9 protein-coding genes and 1 riboswitch are annotated in these 17,833 nt (G+C 50.7%); of the genes, 6 read left to right on the top strand and 3 right to left on the bottom strand.

The annotated features are described in order from the left end of the window. Positions 1-79 precede the first annotated feature (79 nt). Entirely contained in the window at positions 80-2,464 is a 2,385-nt protein-coding gene (locus ACTJJJ_RS07465; protein ID WP_426294243.1) for a TonB-dependent siderophore receptor, read from the bottom strand. Positions 2,465-2,626: 162 nt separating this feature from the next. Next, a riboswitch (cobalamin riboswitch) is annotated at positions 2,627-2,814 on the bottom strand. 225 nt (positions 2,815-3,039) lie between these two features. Here ACTJJJ_RS07465 and ACTJJJ_RS07460 point away from each other — a divergent pair. Further along, on the top strand, positions 3,040-3,918 hold the full coding sequence (locus tag ACTJJJ_RS07460; protein ID WP_188929102.1) for a helix-turn-helix domain-containing protein: 879 nt from the start codon (positions 3,040-3,042) through the stop codon (positions 3,916-3,918). 102 nt (positions 3,919-4,020) lie between these two features. Continuing rightward, on the top strand, positions 4,021-4,596 hold the full coding sequence (locus ACTJJJ_RS07455; protein ID WP_426294244.1) for a DapH/DapD/GlmU-related protein: 576 nt from the start codon (positions 4,021-4,023) through the stop codon (positions 4,594-4,596). An 8-nt stretch (positions 4,597-4,604) separates the two neighbouring features. On the opposite strand, the gene ACTJJJ_RS07450 is transcribed toward ACTJJJ_RS07455, so the two are convergent. Next, a complete protein-coding gene (locus ACTJJJ_RS07450) occupies positions 4,605-5,348 on the bottom strand; it encodes an exosporium glycoprotein BclB-related protein (protein ID WP_426294245.1) in 744 nt (247 codons plus the stop codon). 363 nt (positions 5,349-5,711) lie between these two features. On the opposite strand from ACTJJJ_RS07450, the gene ACTJJJ_RS07445 reads away from it, so the two are divergent. Then, positions 5,712-6,683, top strand: coding sequence for a class I SAM-dependent methyltransferase (locus tag ACTJJJ_RS07445; RefSeq protein ID WP_426294246.1), 972 nt, complete (start codon positions 5,712-5,714; stop codon positions 6,681-6,683). 74 nt (positions 6,684-6,757) lie between these two features. Here ACTJJJ_RS07445 and ACTJJJ_RS07440 read toward each other — a convergent pair whose 3' ends face one another. Then, the gene (locus tag ACTJJJ_RS07440; protein WP_440701692.1) at positions 6,758-10,732 is read right to left on the bottom strand and encodes a hybrid sensor histidine kinase/response regulator transcription factor; all 3,975 of its coding nucleotides are present in this window, start codon (positions 10,730-10,732) and stop codon (positions 6,758-6,760) included. Between the two features lie 231 nt (positions 10,733-10,963). Here ACTJJJ_RS07440 and ACTJJJ_RS07435 point away from each other — a divergent pair, with 231 nt between their 5' ends. The 3 genes from ACTJJJ_RS07435 to ACTJJJ_RS07425 all read left to right on the top strand — a co-directional run bounded on the left by ACTJJJ_RS07435 (position 10,964) and on the right by ACTJJJ_RS07425 (position 17,828). After that, a complete protein-coding gene (locus ACTJJJ_RS07435) occupies positions 10,964-13,978 on the top strand; it encodes a SusC/RagA family TonB-linked outer membrane protein (protein ID WP_426294248.1) in 3,015 nt (1,004 codons plus the stop codon). A gap of 12 nt (positions 13,979-13,990) precedes the next feature. Next, positions 13,991-15,748, top strand: coding sequence for a RagB/SusD family nutrient uptake outer membrane protein (locus ACTJJJ_RS07430; protein ID WP_440701691.1), 1,758 nt, complete (start codon positions 13,991-13,993; stop codon positions 15,746-15,748). 175 nt (positions 15,749-15,923) lie between these two features. Further along, on the top strand, positions 15,924-17,828 hold the full coding sequence (locus tag ACTJJJ_RS07425) for an ATP-binding protein (protein ID WP_426294250.1): 1,905 nt from the start codon (positions 15,924-15,926) through the stop codon (positions 17,826-17,828). Positions 17,829-17,833: the final 5 nt, after the last annotated feature.

Here is a 17,833-nt window from a genome sequence, read left to right as displayed (position 1 = left end):
ATTATCCGATCCGGCGAAATGGGATTGTGCTTAACTTTCGTACTGAGCAAATTGAAGCATCACGTTATATACGAGCCACTTAAAGGTTATACCGCACCGTAACGAGGAAGTTTCTGGTCGCCCCTGGCGAGAACTGGTTAGCGAAAATCGCATTGGCGAAGTATTTCTCGTTGAAGACGTTATTCACGTTCAGCCGCACACCCACGCGCCCTATGCGGTAACCCAACGCCGCATCAAAAACGGTGTAGGCTGGTAGCACGTAACTATTGGGGCTGTTGGTGAAGGTTTCGTCCATGTAATTGGCACCTGCACTCATGCTAAGCCCTTTCACCGCACCGTTTTGTACTTCGTAGTTTATCCATGCATTCACCAGGTTCTTTGGCGCGAATGCGACCGCTTTGCCCGCTACCGCGTTGGTTTCGCCGGATGAAAAAGGAAGGATTTTTGCATTTGAGAACGTGTAGCCAGCCGTCACATCCAGTCCCGGCAGCAGGTTGCCATTCACTTCCAGTTCAAAACCTTTGGATTCAGCCGAGCCAACGCGCTTATAAATGCCCCCGGGAAGAGCTTCGAGCTGGTTGTTTTTGCGCATGTAGTATAATGACAGATTCGCAGCCCATTTGCCCGAAATCTCGAACCTGCTGCCGACCTCGCCCTGATAACCGGTTTCCGGGTCGAATGTCTCACCGTTTGGAGCTATCCGGCGTGAAGGTTTGAAATAGGTCGAAAATGAACCGTACACCGACAGCGGGTCAATGGGCAGATAAACCAGACCTAACCGGTAAGTCACTGCCGATTTGGAAATAGTGGATTCCGCGCCGTGCTCGGTTACGTTGCGGTTGTCGTCTACCTTGTCGGTGTAATAGGTGCCATTGAACATGTCGTAGCGCAGGCCGGCAAGTCCTTTCAGTTTATCAGAAAAACGAATGAAATCCTGCACATAAATACCGTGCACATTCTCCATCGTCGCGCGGTAGTTCAGATCGTTGTGCGTTAGGTAGCCCTGGTTCAGGACGGGATTGTCAATGGAGATAGTCGCGTCAAGCGCCGGACCAAATACGTCTCCATTGTAAGTTTTCCGGTCCAGGACGCTGATTGAATAACCTGCCAACAGCTTATGCTCAATGGAGCCGGTATTGAAATCCAAGGTCAGTTCCAACTGGTTTTGCCACGGTTTGGTAAGGTGGTTAAAGTAAAACGGATACGACCGCTGCAAGGAATCCCTACCCGAGTTAAAGCTCAGCTCTTCCGTGGAGAAATAGTTGATATTGTCGTCATAATACGAGAGCTGGTTCGAGAGACGGAGCTTACTTGTCAGTTGCCGCGTGTATTTCAACTGAAAATCATAGCGGGTGTGTTTCAGAAAATCCTGGGGATCGTTGTAGCGGGTGTTCACATTCATGCCCGGCGCCAATTTGCTGCCTTCCAGCATCGGAATGCCCGCGTCGGTGTCGTACATGTCCTTATTGGCGCCAATGGTCAGGTAGAGCTGATCTTTATCTGTCGGAGTGTATTCCAATGCGAGGTAGCCATTGTTGGTATTCGAGCCTGAACGGCGGTATCCATCGGTGTCCGACATCCCGAAATCTACACGGTAGCGCAATTCGTCGCTGATCGCTCCGCCCGCACCCGCGCGGATGCGCCGGGTATTGAATGTACCATAGCTGGCCGAAAAGTCCGCTTTGAAACCCGCAGTCGGTCTTTTTCTCACAATATTAATAATCCCGCCCAAAGCCGAATGGCCGAACAATACCGAAGCTGGCCCTTTCAATACTTCGATCGACTCCACGTTGGCCAAATTGGTGTTTGGCGCGCTGGTAGAAATGTTGTGACGTTCGTCGCGCACGCCATCCACTAAAAGCACGAAATTAGAAAAACCCCGGATCGTGAAATGCTGGAAACCGCCGTAGGTGTTGTTGGCCCGCACGCCGGTCGTATTTTTCATGGCCTCGCCCAAATCGTCGATGCCGCGCTGCCCGATGGTTTTCGCCGATACTGTGGAAGTCGTGATCGGCATATCGCGAAGGGGAACATCGATTTTGTTGATGCCTGAATACGCCTGGCGCCTGGCAGTACTAATGACTACTTCGGAGAGCTCGTTGGTACTGGTATTGAGTTTATAATTCAATTCCAATGCTTGCCCTTCCTTGACCACGATGTTTTCTTTCTTCGCCTCATGGCCTACGCCGCTGATGAGAAGCGTGTAGCTTCCTGCCTGCACGTTTTTAATGTCAAAACGGCCGTCGGCGTTGGTTACGGCTGCATAGGGAGTGCCTTCCAGACGGACGCTAATCCCGGCGACGGCATCGCTTTTTTCGCTTTGGATGGAGCCTCTGACACGTCCGGGAGCCGCGGCGGGAGCCAGGAGGGAAGCTAGCAACAATGCGCAGGCCAGCAGGAATGAAAATGTTGTTTTCTTAGCTCCGCCGTTAGTCCGCGAACAGCAGGGGGTAGTTTTTTGCATACTTTTAACTAAATGGTTAGATGAGTTAAAAGCTCTTTGCAGCATTTTGAAGCCGCTTTCACAAACAAGCATGAGGAGGAGGCGCCAAACAGGCGCCGGTTTTGCGTGTTTACAAAACCATGGGAGTAATGATCCAGACCGACCTGCTTTATTGCGCGAAAGCGTCGTCCACTGGAAAAGGCAGGTCTCCTGGCTTGTAACATTTATATCATCCTTCCCATCCGAGGCGGACAGTGGATCTGTTCGATATAAATTTTGGGTAGTTACTTACAGTTGCGCGACAGCTCGTGATTTACACACGATTCCCTATTAATTCACTGAAAAGCAAAACCTTTCCTGTTGGAAAAATAAAGTAAAGAACTTCTTTGGACCGCAAATATACGGAACGTATTGAACAATGTTACTTTCCCGGTGAAAGCCCGCGTGGCGGCAAACTTCCCCCAGTTGACTGTAAAACAAACCTGTCTCAGGGTCGTCCGTTTTCATGGTAGGCCTCGGCTCAGGTACAGCTTCCTGAGTGCATTTCTATTTTTGTATTGCAGTGATTAAATTCGTGTAATTCTTAATTTTGTGTTATGGAAAATACAAAGCGGCGCCGGGTTTCCGAATTCAATAGTAAACTGAAATTAAAGGGGTTTAATGTCTTTCAGATCGAGGAGGACGGCCAGGCGACCCGCGTGTACAGCCGGAAGGACTTTTACAAGATCTGCCTGACGACCGGCAAAAGTAAAATTCATTATTCCGACAGGAGCTTCGAAACCGACGGAACCGTGCTATTTTTCGGGAACCCGCATATTCCTTATTCCTGGGAGACGCTTTCAACCAGTTATGTGGGTTACACCTGCCTGTTTTCCGAGGAGTTTCTGATAGCCTCCGAACGCAATGACAGCCTTCAACAATCACCCTTTTTCAAGATTGGAGGCACGCCCATCCTGACTATCTCGGTACAGCAACGGGATTTCCTTAATTCGCTTTTCCAACGCATGATAGAGGAACAAAAAACCGACTACTCATATAAGGACGACCTGATGCGGAACTACATCAACCTGATCATCCATGAGGCGTTGAAACTGCAACCGTCCGAAAATTACAACCAGCGAAAAAATGCCTCCGGCCGTATTGCGTCGGTGTTTCTTGAACTGCTGGAAAGGCAGTTTCCGATCGAAAGCGCGGACCGGCCACTTCAACTGAAGACGGCGCAGGACTATGCTGCCAACCTCAATTTGCACGTCAACTACCTCAACCGGGCGGTAAAACAGGTTACCGGCAAGCCCACCACCGCTCATATTACCGAGCGGATCGTGACGGAAGCCAAAGCGCTTTTACAGCACACCGACTGGAACATTTCCGAGATTGCCTACGCGCTGGGCTTTGAATATCCTACCTATTTCAACAATTTCTTCAAGCGAATGACGGGCACAAACCCGCGCGCGCTCCGAATCGAAGCGGTTTGAAATTCTTAATGATCAGTTTGATTGTTGTTACCTGACGGGCTGTCTGACGGGTATCTTTGTAGTAGGTTGTCGGCGTAGAAAGTCTACTATAAACAATACAAAATGGAAAGCAACAGTCAAGATATTTTTGACCGGATGCGGGCCGGAGAAGTGATCCGGAAAGACGATCCGGGCTATGACGACTTTGGACGGGCCGTCGCGCGAACCATCCGCTTATGCACGCAAATGAATGCCAATGTCACAGACACAGATCAGTTGCGTGAGTGCCTCAGCGAAATCATCGGCACCCCGGTCGACGAATCGACTACGGTATTTCCTCCGTTTTACACCAACTTCGGCAGGTTTACGACGTTGGGTAAAAATGTGTTCATCAATCATGCCTGCTCGTTTCTCGACATTGGTGGCATCATCATTGAGGACGATGTGATGATCGGCCCGCGTGTCAACATCACGTCGGAGAACCACCCGCTCGATCCATCTGATCGTAAGGCGTTAATCCCCAGGCCTGTGCATATCAGGCGAAATGCGTGGATAGGGGCGGGGGCGACCATTCTGCCCGGCGTAACCGTCGGCGAAAACGCAGTAGTGGCGGCCGGAGCGGTGGTAAGCCGTGACGTGCCGCCTAACACCGTGGTGGCCGGCGTCCCTGCGAAAGTCGTGAAAGAACGATTGGTGTAATGTTAAAATCACAATTTTCGCATTGACCAGACGATGCCATTGTCCGTGCCGCCGGAGCCGAGATTAAGAGTGATGGAGAGGCCGTCGGCTTCATAATACAGGTCCAGCACATCACCGGCCGTCAACGGGACATCTCCCGAAAGCACGACGGTACCAGAGCCTAGGATTGCTCTCAGCGATAGTACCAGCGCTACGTTTACATTAAGCAGGGGGAAATTGCCTGTCAACTTGTTGGTAACCCCGTTGGCCCTGAGGTTAATCTTCGGATCAACGCCCGCTCCAAGGCTCACCGAAACGGCCGCGGTAGTTGAATAATTAACAATGGCGGATACGCGGTAAATGCCGGTTTCGGGAACTGTATAAGCTCCTGTGACCACATTTAGCCCGGGGCCGGCGGCATATTCCTGGTTGAAGTTGTTGATTGATCCGGATGCGTTAATCGCTAATGCATTTTTCGTAGCAGTGAAGCCGACAGCATCTCCGCTATGCAGTGGTCTCCACACCACACCGTCAAAGTAATAAAATCCCGACGATCCGTTGGTTTGGTAAACGAGCAATCCGGTCGCGGGACTAGCGATTCCTGTCCTTTCTGAGTCGAGCATCCGCGGGATCAACAGCCCTTTGGAAGTCGATTGAACATCAAGCTGTGCGGTGGGGGCTGGCGAGATGGTTCCAACACCCACTTGGGCATTTGCAGCAAATGTAAGCACGGCGAACAGGCCGGTCAGTAATAGTTGGTAGCTCTTTTTCATAGGGATAGGGATTGTCTGTTATAAGGAAGATTTGATAAGTTGATTGATAGTCAGCTAAATGTAAATAAATGCTGTAAAATTAATCTTATTTATTATAAAAATATTTCTACGTTCATATCGATTTAAAGTAGGGTGTGCACATAGGCGATGCTTCTTTGCAAGGACCGTGGCGCTTGTGTGACTTATTACTTCTTCACTTTCAAACTGGCCGTAATTGCGGTGTCGGAACCGGCATTGCGCACCTTTTTTTTAAAAGCGCAACGCTCGCTATCTATTTGTTGTCCTGTATGTTAAAGCAAGAATCCTGTTTTTCGACAATTGATAGTACGCTCCACCTTCTTCCACCTTAAACAGTTGCGAGCCATGAAAGTAATATTGAAGAGAATGGTCATGCTTGTATTTGGTCCGCCGGTCAAATACATCATCTCCCAAATGGGACTACACAACGAGACCAATCAGAAACTGCATTCACTGGAACAAAGGATCCACGACATTTACCCTGACCAGTGGCGGGTAAATGAAAGCACCCTGCAGGAAATCGACAGGGTCAAGAAAGTACTTGGGCTGCCTGTGGGCCTGAACACGGAGATTTCGAAAAACGATATGATGCTGCTGCATTTTATCAACAACGGTTTCAGCGTCGAGGCTGCTGTGCGAGCGTATGTGGTGAGAGGAGTGAGCTTGCTCGATATGGTCAGCAAAATAGCCGAAAAGCGGTGGGGAAGCGATTGGGCGCGGCAAGCTGCTCCATTTCTGGATTTTGCCTCGGGCTACGGGACTTTGGAAAGGCATTTGATCCATGTAATGGCGGCAGAGCACATTTACACGGCCGATGTCAAAAAGCACGGAGTGGATTTTCAAATCGATAAGTTTGGGGTCAATGGCATCCATTCGTCATTTATCCCGGAAGAGTTCCGGCCCGCGATCAGGTTTCAGTTCATCTTCGTTGCCTCGCTATTCAGCCATTTGCCCGAAGACCTCTTCCGCAGGTGGTTAACACAGCTGTGGAATTGCCTCGCGCCGGGCGGCGTTCTCGCATTTACAGTTCACGATACATCGCTGCGTCATTCCGATGAAGATTTCATTTATTCGACGCAAAGTGAAGACAGTAACAGCGTCGTGGAGGACAGTATTAAAAATGCGAATGTTTACGGCACAACGTTTGTCAGTGAAAGTTACCTGGAACATTGTTTTAACGATCTGGGCCTGAGCAAGGCGAATTATACCCGTTACAAATTGGTCAGTTCCGGTTTGCAGGATCTCTACATTGTCAGCAAAGCATCGGTGGCGTTCGACAACATCCGGTTCAGTGTTTACGACTCGGAAATGATCTGATGACTTGAAGCCCTGTGGTCAGATCGGTTTTTGCTGCGTTCTTCGCTGATGGTTCACCAATGCCGTCTTTGAACTTACAATGCATTCACATAGCCTGAGGGGCTGACGCCGAACTGTTTCTGAAAGTCCCGCGAAAAGTTGGTGGGCACGCTGTATCCGACCATATCGGCCACCTCGTTGATCTTGTAGTTCTTCTCCGCCAGCAGTTCGGCCGCTTTTTTGAGGCGTGAAAGGTTGATCAGCTCATTGGGGGTCATATCCGAAATACCCTTGATCTTCCGGTAAAGGGTAGGGCGGCTCATATTCATTTTGGAAGAAAGCATATCCACGTCCAGGTCGCTGTCGGCGATGTGGTCGGTGATAATGGCATTGAGCTGTTCGAGGAAATCTTTGTCCGCGCGGGAAAACGCGATACCCTTGATATGCGTGAGCGGCGAGCGTGCGAAATAGTCCTTGATAATGTCGCGGTTATGAAGCAGGTTAGTGATTTGTGCAGACAAATGGTCGAGAGAAAACGGCTTCTCAATATAGGCATCCGCGCCTACTTCGAGTCCCTCGATCTTCGAACTGATCGAGTTTTTGGCAGTCAATAAAATAATGGGAATGTGGCTGAAACGGATGTCGTTCTTCATTTCGCGGCATAATGCAATGCCGTCCATCACGGGCATCATAATGTCGCTGATTACCAGATGGATGTTTTCTTCTTGTAAAAGATCGATCGCCTGCCGGCCGTCGCCAGATCTGAAAATGTTATAGTCCAGACCTAATTCGCGGCCAAGGTAACCCAGGATTTCCGTGTTGTCTTCGACGAGCAACACATTGGGCTTTTTTGGGTTAGCGGTGCTTTGTCCTGCCTCAGTTGCCTCAGCCGAAGCATTCAGGCTTTTGTGGTCTTCCTTATTCAAATCCAACTCGTAATCCTGGTGAATGGGAATGGAAAGCAGGAAAGTGTTTTGGTCAAGCTCGGAGCGTTTTAGTTCGAGTGTGCCTTTGTGCAGCTCTGCGAGCGAGCGCGCGAGCGGCAGGCCAATGCCCGTTCCCTGTTCTTTACTGTTACCCTGGGCGCGGTAGAATGGCTCGAAAATGCGGTCGCGGTCGTCGTAACCGATCGGCGGGCCATCGTTGGCGAACTCGATGTGGAATAGCAAATCGTCGCTGTTGAATGGCGAAAGCTTCACATTTACCCGGCTTTCGGCATACTTGATGGCATTGCTTACCAGGTTGCTGGTGATTTTCTTACAAGCCTCCTCATCTACAAATGCCTGCAAGGCAATGCGGGGTAATTCGAGTTTGTATTGCAGCTGTTTTTGCTCGGCTGCCGGACGGAACGTGCTGAAAACGTCGTTCAACAGGTCGTTGATGTCGGTTTTGGTAAAATTCAGGCTGTAATTGTTAGCTTCGGCCTTTCGGAAGTCGAGGAGCTGGTTGGTCAGGTCTATCAGTCGGGAGGTGTTTTTATCAATCATGTTCAAACTCTCAATCATGTCAGGGTCCGACTTTCTATTCGCCAGCAGCTTATCGAGCGGCATCTTGATCAGCGTCAGCGGCGTGCGGATCTCGTGCGCTACATTGGTAAAAAAGTCGATCTTGGCACTGTATATTTCCCGTTCTTTGCCCATTTCGATTGTCTCGATCTGCCGGCGGTTCTTCTCATCAAGCGCGAGAAAATAGTAACGAAAAATCACTACAATAATACTCACAATCAGTACCACATAAAAAAGCCAGGCCCAACCCGTAGCCCAGAACGGCGGCAGAATGGTAATGCGCAGCCTGGTTTCGCGGTTATTCCAAAGGCCATCGTTGTTGGCCCCACGGATTTTTAATGTATAATTCCCCGGTGGCAGTTTCGAAAACTGAATACGCCGGCTGTTGCTGTGGAAAGGTATCCATTCCTGCGAAAGGCCTTCCAACTGGTATTGGTAGCTGTTTTGTTCTGGGATTACATAGCTCAGTACGGCCACATCGAAACTCACATTTGAACTCTGATGGGGCAAAATGAGCTCGCTCGCGTAAATGATCGACTGTTTCAATGGCACATCTTCCTGCCGGACTTCGACGTCGCGGTTGTTGACCTGCAAGCGGGTAATGTAAACCGGCGGCACAAATGCATTCCGGAGCAAGGCGGCGGGTTTGAAACCGACCATTCCCGCTACGGTGCCGAAATACAACGTTCCGTCGGAATCCTTATAAGACGAATTGTAGTTGAACTGATCGGTAGGCAGGCCGTTGCCCGTGTGGAAATTGGTGAATCGGTCCGAGCGGCCATCGAGCTTTGCGAGTCCCCGGGAGGTGGTGATCCAGAAATTACCTGTGTCGTCCTCCAAGACCCTGAATACCTGATTGTCGGGCAGCCCATCGGTTTTGCGATAGTTGCGGAATTGCCCGCTTTCGGGATTGTAGCGCGAAAGACCGTGCTCGGTACAGAGCCAGATGCTCTTATCGGAGCTTTGGTAAATGCTGTTGACGTAATTATCGACCAGTCCGTCGGGCCGGTCGGCGCTGTACTGCAAATGGCCCTGCTTTCGGGTTTTTGGATTATAAAAAGAAACCCCACGGCCATAACTGGCGACCCATAACGTGCCTTCTGTATCCTCGTGGATACTTTGCACCTGGTGATTAAAGAACGGGATCCTGGTGAAATCGTCGGTGGCGCGGTTGTATTTGCAGAGGCCGATCCACGTACCGGCGAGGATGTCGCCTTCGCGGGTTTTATATAATATGACAATAAAATTACTGCTCAGTGAGCGCGGGTTGTTGGAGGAATTATAGTGCCTGATGACCCGCTCGGTACGTAAGTCGATCACATCCAGGCCATGCTCGTAAGTTCCTACCCACAGCTCGTCACCATCGGCCACCATGCCGTGGAGGTTGCGGTAGGAAATGCTGCCGGGACGGCCGTCGGGCAAAAAGGCCTTGAACTGGCCAGTCCGGGTATCGAGCCGGTTCAGGCCCGCGTCCTCTGTTCCGACCCACAAATGGCCGTATTTGTCTTTCGTGATTTCGTGTACAATGCTGCCGCTAATGCTGTTGCCGGGTTTGGGAAAGAACTTGCGGAAGTTATTGAACTGGGTTGAATAATAGTTGATCCCGCCAAATTGTGTCGTAATCCAAATGCCGCCCTCGCGGTCGCGGAGAATCGAATTGATGATGTTATCCGTGATAGAATAACGGTTAAACGGCTCCCTGACAATATGCTGTGAGCTGCCAGAGACCAGGTCGAGAATGTAAAGCCCGGATTCGGTCCCGAGCCAGAACTCCTGGCTGCTTTTTTGAAAGATTGTATGCACCTGTACGTCCTCATCGGGTTGTCCGGCAGCAGTGAGGTTACGGACCTCTTTTTTTACAAAATTCAAAAGTAAAACCTTTTTCATCGTGCCGATCAGCAACGAGGAGTCGCCGACGGCGTGCAGCGTGGTAGCGCCATAAATATCCCTGACACCCGATAATTCACCGACGTTAAAAGCTTCGAAACGGCCGGTATCCTGCTGGTAATGCCGCACGACGCCGTTGTTGCACGCCACCCAAACAGCTCCTGCGGGCGATACGTGGAGTGAGACCGGCTGGCCGCTGCCCAGGTCCACGCGCGCCACACGGCCGGTGAGCACATGATAGCGGTACAAGGTAAGATCTGAAATGATCCAGATGTTGCCGCTGCGGTCACCACGGATTTCCAGCACCTCGCCTGCCGGGATCAGCCCGAATGCGTCGAATCGCTCGGCGACGGGGTCGTAGCGGTACACACCATTGTGCGTACCTACCCAGAGCTTCTCGGAGGCATCTTCATATAATGCAAAAATGGAATTACTCCCGATGCTCAGCGAATCGCCGGCGACATTCTGGAAAATGCGGAAAGTGTGGCCATCGAAACGGTTGAGGCCATTGCGGCTCGCAAACCACATGAAACCCTTCTTGTCCTGGACCATTTCGCCCACGGCATTGCCAGAAAGTCCGTCGGAAACCTGGTAGTTACGAAAATAGAAAGGGATTTGCTGCGCAAAAACCCGCGTAACGACAAGAAGGAAAAGCAGGATGGAAACAAGTGTTCTCACCAATTTAAACTACATATAAACACACGACCTGACATAACCGGCATGTAAAGATATCCACTAAAATCTTAGTTAAATCATAAAAATTTTAGGTGAGACATTTTGATTCAAAATTGAGACAAAACGATCACCCCGTTATCCACTAAACCCGGAACTTCGCAGCATTCTTAATTAATCCAATATTATAGTTAAATAATAACAACGCTGCGGAGCTTTTTACCCTAACTATCCTTCATGGAAATAAAATTATACAAATCGACCGGCGAGGGCAGGCGCCTGCTGCCGGGACGTTCACTTGCACGGGCAACCGCATGGCTGGGCTGCCTGCTGCTCATGCTTTCGGCCTGGCAAGCCAGTGCGCAGAATACCGTGCAAATTTCCGGTAAAATCCGGGATTCCAAAGACGCGTTGCCCGGGGTAGCCGTTCTCGAAAAAGGAACCAACAACGGAACCGTTTCGGAAGCCGATGGGACATTCAAGCTGCAAGTGGGTAACGCTAATGCGACGCTGGTTATCTCAAATGTGGGCTATGTAACCCAGGAGATAGGTCTGGCGGGCAAATCTTTCGTGGAAGTAAATCTGGCGGAAGACCAGAAAACACTGAATGAAGTAGTCGTGATCGGTTATGGCTCCCTTAACAAAAAGGAGGTTTCCAGCGCCATTACGCACCTTTCGGGGAAAGATCTGCTCCGTGTGGGCGGCAACAACCCGTTGATGGCCATCCAGGGGAAGGTAGCGGGGCTTTCGGTAACCAACACGGCTGCGGCTGACCCTAATTCTTCGCCGAACATACAGCTACGCGGGGCGTCGTCGAGAAGCGCCGGTCTGGGGCCCTTGTTTGTGATCAATGGCGTGCCGGGCGGTAATATCGACAACATCAACCAGAACGAGATCGAGTCCATCGACGTGCTGAAAGGCGGTGCGGCGTCGGCCATTTACGGTACGCGCGGCAGCAACGGGGTGATTGTGATCACGACCAAAAAGGGATCGGAGAACTCGCGTATATTCTATGACGGTTACACCACATTCGACTACGCTACCAATCAGCTGGAAGTGCTTTCGAAAGATGACTTCCTGGCCCACAAGCGTGGCGTCGATTTTGGCGGCAACACCAACTGGATGAACGCCGTGAAGCGCAACCCGTCGTTTTCGCACAAGCATACCCTTCAATTTTCGGGTGGTAATGGCAAGACCAACTATTTCACCTCGCTCGACTACCGCGATGCGAACGGTTTGGACCTCCGTTCGGCCAAGCGCGAATATGGGGGAAGGATTAATATTAACCACAAGACGGCCAATAATATCGTCGAACTGGCATTCACTGCTGCGCCCCGCTACACCAAAACGAGCGATGCCGATTACAGCGGTTTCAACTACGCACTGACCCTAAACCCGACGCTCTCCGTGCGCGACTCAACTGGCAAGTATGCTTATCTGACATCCGGATTTTTTGCCAACAACCCGGTTGAAGTCGCGAAGGGCGTCAAGTCCGATCGCGAGTACAAGCTGCTGGATATGAATGGTTCAGCGAAAATTAATATTCTCGAAAACCTGAATACCGTGGTGACGATCGGTGAAGTGAGCTCTTCGGGAAGAAGGTATTTCTTCACTCCTTCGACACTGACGACCGTTATCAACGGAAGCAAACGCAACAGCGGCGAGCAGAAACTGGAAGAAAGCGACCAGAAAAGCTTTGAATGGATCGGTAATTATTACCTGGATTTGAATAAGCACTCCTTCAAGCTGCTCGGTGGGTATTCGTTCCAGTATTTTACTTCTTCCGGCTTCAATGCGAAGAATGAGAACTTTCCTTCCAATGTGTTGACTTACAATAACCTGGGGAGCGGTTTGTGGAATTTACAACAGGGGATCAACAATGTGGGTTCTTACAAAAACTCTTCCAAACTGATCGCATTCTTTGGCCGTTTGAACTACGATTTTGACCAGAAATACTACCTGTCGGCCAGCTTGCGTCGCGAGGGTTCTTCGAAATTCGGGTATTCCAACAAATGGGGTTACTTCCCGGCGGCTTCGGTGGCCTGGCGGGCCACACAGGAAAGTTTCCTGAAAGATATTCCCTGGCTGAACGAACTGAAAGTACGTGCCGATTATGGCGAGACCGGTAACCAGGATTTTGGTAATTATCTTTCGCTCGATACCTACGGCGGTTATGGCTATTATTTGTACAATGGCAACAACTACCAGGTTTGGGGACCAAGTCAGAACACCAACTATGACCTTCGCTGGGAGAAAGCGGCGAACTTCAATGCCGGTCTTGATTTTGAGCTTTTCGGCAGCAAGGTTTCCGGTAGCCTCAACTACTATATCCGCACCAACAAGGACTTGCTGGGTAACTACAATGTTTCCAACCCGCCGAACATTCAGGGCCAGACGTTCGCCAACGTCGGTACCATGCGGAACACGGGTATCGAGTTGCAGTTGAATGCTTCGGTGCTGCGGAAAGGTGATTTTACCTACGACCTTGGTTTCACAGGCGCTTATAACAACAACAAATTCGTGTCATTTTCGAACGCGCTTTTCAAAGGTCAGAAGTACGTAGATGTGGTAGGTATGCCGGCGCCGGGTAGCCCGGGTACATTGCAGCGGTTGCAGGAAGATACGCGGATCGGTAGCTTCTATGCGCTCAAATCGGCTGGTGTGAACGAGCAGGGTGCTTTGCTGGTGTATAATAAAAAGGGTGAGGTGATCCCGGGCAACCAGGCGACAAACGACGACAAGCAGTTTGTCGGAAACGGCCTGCCGAAGTTTACAATGGGTATTTCCAACAATTTCAAATACAAGAGGTGGGACCTGAGCGTGTTCCTGCGCGGTTCGTTCGGCTATAAGCTGTTCAATACTTACGCATTCTACCTCGGAACACCGGCGACACAGGAAAACGCTAACGTGCTGACTTCGGCCTACGACGGCGGCAAGTATTCGAAACTGACAAGCCCGACGACCTATTCAACACTCTCGGACTACTTCCTCGAACAGGGCGGATTTTTAAAGATTGACAACGTGACACTTAGCTACACCCAGCCGATCCAGACGAAATTCCTGCAATCGGTACGCATTTATGCGACCAGCCGCAACCTGGCAACATTCACGAAATTCACCGGTGGCGATCCCGACCTGATTAATGTGAACGGTCTTTACCCCGGCGTGAACAAAAACGGCGACAATAACGGCACGCTCGATTACTATCCGTCGACAACCCAGTTGTTGTTGGGCGTTCAGCTCACCTTTTAATTTTTAGACATAATGAAAAGCATAAACATATTAAAGAATAGAGCCGTGACTGGATGGTCCCGGACTGGATGGTCCCGCATTGGGGCAGGCATGCTGTTGCTAGCGACCGTAGGCTGTACCAACCTCGACGAGCAACTTTTCGATCGGATTACTTCCGATAATTTCCTCCAAACGCGTGAAGACGTTACCCGCGACTTCCTCCGCGCATTCGAACACAGCTATTGGAGTATCCAGGGCGGTAACACGTTTATGTTGCAGGAAAACAGCTCGGACGAGATCATGACCCCGAACCGCCAGGGCGACTGGTTCGACGGCGGGCAATTCCAGCGCGTGCATTACCACACCTGGACGCCGAACGACGGCTTCACGTCCGATCCCTGGAATGCATTGTATGGCGGTGTGACGCTGGCAACCAACTCACTGGAAGATTTGCAGGGTATTAAAGATCCTTCCAGGTTTGAGATGACCCAGGCCGAGCTCGACGGGATGATTGCAGAGCTGCGCACACTACGCGCGTGGTTGAACCTGCGCCTGCTCGATTTCTACCGCAATATCGTGATCGTGACCAAGGTGAAGGGCGAGACCACCGGTGGGCCGCAGGTGACACCCCAGGAAGCATTTGCGTTCATTGAGCAGGAACTGAAAGAGTCGCTACCCAAGCTGCCGACCGTACAAAGCCTTGGAGCTAATGCGGTAGGCCGTTGGACGCAAGGTGGAGCAGCTTCGTTGCTGGTGCGGCTTTACCTCAATGCGAAGGTGTACACAAGCACCGACCGTTTTGCTGACTGTGCGAAAATCAGCCAGGAAATGATAGATGGGAAGTACGGTACCTACGCCCTGGAATCGCGCTGGGACGCTCCATTTGATTACAACAATGCTACTTCGAAGGAAACGGTGTTTGGCTTTCCGGGTAGCTTCGGCCTTACGCACTGGCAGTATGATGGCGGAATGTATTTCTGGATGCTGCCCAACCTGGCGCCAAGCTATTTCGGATTTACGGATTTTGGCAATGCCAACCCGAAATACGCAATGCAGCCCGGCCTCGATGTGGATGGAAAGGAGTATCAGCATGCATTGGGTAAGCCATTTGTAAAATTTCAAAAGTATCCGGACGATATTCGCTTGAAAAAATACAGGAATCTAGGCAATAGCAAACGCGAAGGGATGTTCCTGTACGGCTACCTGCCCTACACCAACTCGGCAGGCAAGCCCGACACGGTGCGTGGTTTCAAGGGCCCGTATCCACTCTATCTACGCGACCAGGTAGGTAAGTTCCTCGATGCGAAGCCAGGCACGCCGATTGCCGACAAAACTTCGAACATGAATAATGCGGATAACAACTCTGGTATTTTCCCGGTGAAGTATCCGTACTACCCCAGCGAGGACCTGAATAAGATTTCTTCGGCTTATGCGGAGATCCGTTTCGCGGAAATATACTATTCGCTGGCTGAATGCAAATACCGGTCGGGTGACAAGGCTTCTGCCGCTGTATTGCTGAATGCGGTCCGTAAACGTAACTATCCAACCGGCTCGGCAAGTCTTTACAAAGCCGATGGGAGCCAGCTTACCGACCAGGAGATGATCGACGAATGGGGTAGGGAGTTCCTCGTGGAGGGCCGCCGCCGCACCGACATGATCCGTTGGGGCGTGTTCAACAAAGGCACCTGGTGGGATAAAACGGCCGATGCCGACAGCCACACCGAGATTTTCCCGATCGGGCAAACGGTGCTGAACTCGTCGCCGCAACTAAAACAAAACCCGGGCTATTAACCCAGGGTTTAAACCCTGGGTTGTCGTGGGGCAGGCTCGAGGGCTAAAAATGAATAACTAAAACCGATGATAGAACACCGCTCCTGGGGCGGTGGGTGCGCCCCAAAAGGGCGCATTTTTTTTGGAATTGCAATGAAAGTTTGTAATATTTAATCAGAGTGTTTTTGGCCCTGATATGACGCAACTTGGTTCTTTGAAAGGCATTTTCATCTGCTTGATGTTGTTCCCTTGCCTTTCCCGACCGGTTGGGGCGCAGGTGGGTAGGATCCACAAGCTGCAACAGAGCCTTTCTTCAATCCGCGATAGTTCGGATTACGTCGACGTCGTCAACCGGATTTCATTGCTTTTTTATGAACAAAATGCAGATAGTACGCTCTATTATGCATTGAAGGCGCGAGAGATAGCCTTTCGGAACGATTATGCCCAGGGGCTGGCCGATGCCACCAATAACCTGGGCGTGGTTTTCGATATTAAAGGCAATATCCAACTCGCGTTGCGCTACTATAACGACGCGTATAATCAGTATGTAACATTGGGCGATTCGTCCAACGTCGTGCAGACGCTCATGAATATTGGTTCGGTGTACAATTTCAGCGGCCGCCACGATAAGGCGCAGGCCAACTATGACCGTGCCATTGCGCTCGGTGACCGCATTGCGCATGATTCGATCACCGCGCTGGTTATCTATAACTATGTGTTGCTCTATCCTCAAAAATTCACGGCAAAGCGCCGTAATACGCTTATAGACCGGGCTTACGGCATTGCCAAAAAGTATCGGGATATCCGCCTCGAATTGGCGATCGATCAACTCAGGGCGACTGCGCTTATTGAATCGGGGCAACGCGAACGGGGCCTGACATTGCTGGAAAAGACCCTGAACAGCACACTGGCGCTGGAATTGAACTATCTCAGTATGGATATCCTGCTTGATCTGGGGGATTATTACCTCCCTAAGGACCGAGATAGAGCCATTCAATTCTATAACAAAGCGCTCGACCTGGCCGAACAAAAGAACTATCGCATGTATGCGCGCGACGTGTGCAAGAAGCTGTATGACTATTACGAGGGCAGGAAAGAAAATGCCAATGCGTTTATTTATAGCCAAAAGTTGTTAAAGCTATTCGAGGAACAGGAGGATATCAACCGCGTTTCAGGGATCGATTACATTGAGTATGCAGTAAAAGACCAACAATTGATCTCGGAGCAGTTGAAATCGAAATACAATGCGCAGCTGCTGGCGCTGGCCGTGGCCGTGTGTGTGCTGACCTTGCTGAGCATTGTCATACTCTGGCGAAACTGGAAGCTCAGCAAAAAAACCAACAGCGTGCTGACGATGCAGTTCAGGCAGCTGGAATCGACCACCGATGCATTGGAAAAAAGTAATCAGAACTACGCGCGGCTGATCAAGATCGTGGCCCATGACCTCCGCAATCCGATCGGTGGTATCAATGCGTTGTGCTCGTTGTTGCAAGAGGAGGATACGACAGCTGAAGAGGCCCGTCAATATGTGGAACTGATCCGGGAGTCGAGTACGAGCTGCCTGCATATGATCAGCGATTTGCTCCAAACCGATTTTGATTTCAAGGAAGCGGAATTACAGAAAAAGCCGGTCGAACTGTCTGTCTTCCTCGGCCATGCAGTGACCTTGCTCACATTCCGGGCAGCTGAAAAGAACCAGCGGCTTATACTCGAAGGTCCGTCGCATATGGTAGTGAATGCCGACCCCGACAAGTTGCTGCGCGTTCTGAACAATTTGATTGTCAATGCGATCAAGTTCAGCCCCGATGGAGAAATGATCCGGATCAAAATGGAGCAGTCGGACACTGGCGTCACCATTTCGGTCATGGATCACGGGCTGGGAATTCCCAAGTCCGCGATTCCCAATCTTTTCGACCCGTTTACGACCTCGAAGCGCCCTGGTACGGCTGGGGAGCAAGCTTTTGGCTTGGGTTTGTATATTTCAAAACAGATCGTCGAAGCGCACGGAGGGACGCTCTGGTTCGAAACGGAAGAGGGTAGCGGCACCACTTTCTTTGTTTTCCTGCCCGGAGAGAACGTCGACACACTCTCTCCGGCCTGATCAGG

The organism is Dyadobacter sp. 22481, from assembly GCF_052044875.1.
In the GTDB taxonomy this organism is placed as follows: domain Bacteria; phylum Bacteroidota; class Bacteroidia; order Cytophagales; family Spirosomataceae; genus Dyadobacter; species Dyadobacter endophyticus.
This window is presented reverse-complemented; position numbering and strand designations above follow the sequence as displayed.